Consider the following 2442-nt stretch of genomic DNA (forward strand, 5'->3'; position numbering starts at 1 on the left):
GTATTAAATGAGGTTTTAGGTGTGATAAAAAGCAGGCCTAACCTAATTTAAAAGTATCTCCAATAGCCTGGAAATTGTCATTTTTAGGTATTTATATTAGGACCGACTTGGAAAATACCCCCTTTATTTCACCTTCAGATTAGATGAGACAACTACAAGAGAGCAGCAGCCATTTAATTAGTGCGATTATCTAACTTTTACCGTTCAAGTTTCAAATTTTTGAACGAAAGATTTTAAAAAATGCCCCAACCCTTCAAAGGTTAAGCATAAACCTTAAGGATTGGGGTTCATTAAGCACTTTAAGTAGACCTTCAAAAATATTTTCTCTTTAAAAACAGACAATCTACATTTCTTGTAACTCCTTTAGGCGATTTAAGCCTTCTTGTAGATCATTTCCCAAATCCTCCTCCATATTCCAAACTAGAAGCATAAGATTCATTGGGTATTTCATTTCAGCTTCAAATCCCCATTTCACTTTTGTTATATTCGAGTTAATTCTTTCGGTAATGATGTAAGCATTATCTGTGCTTTTATAAGGTTTATAAAAACGAAGCTCAAAGTCTATCCTTTTTCCTTCCTCTATTTTTAAGATCTCTTGTTCTCCCATTCCCACATCTTTATTTTCACTTTCCCAAGCTGAAATAAACCCAACAGCCCCATCCGTTCCCTGGTATTTCTTTTTCATTTCAGGATCCATTCTAGCCCACTTACTAAAATGGTCTTGATTTTTAAGATATTTTACGTAATCAAATACTTCCTCCACGGGTCTATTTATTGTAACTTCCCTTTCCACTGAAACTTTTCCATTAACAAAAAGCCCCACTAATAGGACAATTCCCACCAAAACTATAATTGAAAACAAGATTTTAAATAAAATTTTCATTTTGCTTTGAAATTTAAGTGATCAATAGAAATTAAACAGAAGATAAGGTAAAATAAGCATTTTATCATTATTTTAATCACTCAAAACAAGGTTTTGAACTTCCAGAAGTGAAAAATCTAAGCTTTTTAAAAAAAGATTTTATAGAAATAGAGGAAATAACCTCATTAATACGTTAGAGAATCGCATGAAATATCTTTATGCATTCGCTTTCTGCACTTTTAATCCCAAAACCTTCTGATTTAAAACATCATCGTCTGTAATTGACGCAAAATCATTATAAAGCCTTATCTGTCACCTTGAAGATATAGAATAATTAGTTTGTTAATCATACAAAAGAGCCTTTCCTGAAATCAATTGGAAAACTTTTAAAAAAATCCGATGACTTTTGTTTTAATTCGAGAATAGAAAAAGAAACTCCCACCAAGATTATTTTTATCCTTATTTTTAGGATAAAATTTAATTAAAGATAATGATGGAAGATAACAAAGGAGTCTATTACGGGGACTATTTACAATTAGATAAAATTCTTGACGCTCAATTTCCTGAAAGTGAAAAAGAAAATGTGGAGGCCCATGACGAGATGCTATTCATCATAGTTCATCAGGCTTATGAGCTTTGGTTTAAGCAGATTCTTCATGAATTAGGGTCGGTTACCAATATTATGGGTGAACCCACTATCAATGATAATTCTCCTCAAATGCAAATGGTAGTTCACCGATTGGAACGTGTTGTTGAGATCTTGAAACTATTGGTACAACAGGTGAATGTAATTGAAACCATGACCCCATTAGATTTTCTTGACTTTAGAGATTTACTTCGCCCAGCCTCTGGGTTTCAAAGTTTCCAATTTAAAATCATCGAAGCCACTTTAGGTTTAAAATTGGAGCATCGCTACGGTAAAGATTTCTACCTCACACATTTAAGGAAAAATGACATCGAAAAGGTAGCCAAAATTGAAAAACAACGTTCGGTAATTGAATTAGTCAATGAGTGGTTGGAGCGTATGCCGTATTTCGATGACTCGCATTTTTGGGATGAATATAAAGCAGGCGGAAAAAGGATTGGTCAGATCCATGTTTTTTGGGAGGACTTCCGGAATATTTATACTAAAAGCCTGGTTGAAGGGGAAAAAGAAAACCTCAAACGTTTCGATCAATTGTTTTTTAACCCTGAATTCACAGCCAACCGTAGATTAAGCAATAAAGCTAACCGTTCCGCCTTATTTATTATGTTGTACCGAGACTACCCAATTCTTCAGTTACCTTATCGCCTATTAAATTTGCTTTTAGAAATTGATGAACAAATGGCTACCTGGCGCTATAGACATATGAACATGGTGCATCGTATGATCGGTACAAGAGTGGGGACAGGTGGCAGCAGTGGTAAAGACTATTTAAAAGCAGCTTTGGACCGCCACTATATATTTAAGGAAATAGCAGAATTGACTTCGTTTTTAATTGAAAGAAGAAAATTACCCTCCTTGCCTCAAAAGTTAGAACGAAAGTTTCGATTTGAGCATTGAACTTTATCTATCTAACAGGAAAAATAATGTAGACTTC

The 2442-nt window shown here is 33.9% G+C and carries 2 protein-coding genes; one reads left to right on the forward strand and one right to left on the reverse strand.

The window, feature by feature from the left end; genetic code table 11:
* Positions 1 to 343: 343 nt before the first annotated feature.
* Positions 344 to 883: an SRPBCC family protein gene (locus E1171_RS02815; RefSeq protein ID WP_155203873.1), complete on the reverse strand. Its 540-nt coding sequence runs from the start codon at positions 881 to 883 to the stop codon at positions 344 to 346.
* A gap of 469 nt (positions 884 to 1352) precedes the next feature.
* On the opposite strand from E1171_RS02815, the gene E1171_RS02820 reads away from it, so the two are divergent.
* Positions 1353 to 2405: a tryptophan 2,3-dioxygenase family protein gene (locus E1171_RS02820; RefSeq protein ID WP_222931352.1), complete on the forward strand. Its 1053-nt coding sequence runs from the start codon at positions 1353 to 1355 to the stop codon at positions 2403 to 2405.
* The last annotated feature ends 37 nt before the right edge of the window (positions 2406 to 2442 follow it).

It is taken from the genome of Xanthovirga aplysinae, from assembly GCF_009711365.1.
GTDB classification, from domain to species: Bacteria; Bacteroidota; Bacteroidia; order Cytophagales; family Cyclobacteriaceae; genus Xanthovirga; species Xanthovirga aplysinae.

Coding starts and splice junctions, on each gene's coding strand:
- E1171_RS02815 (WP_155203873.1), bottom strand. CDS start 883: ATGAAAATTTTATTTAAAATCTTGTTTTCAATTATAGTTTTGGTGGGA.
- E1171_RS02820 (WP_222931352.1), top strand. CDS start 1,353: ATGATGGAAGATAACAAAGGAGTCTATTACGGGGACTATTTACAATTA.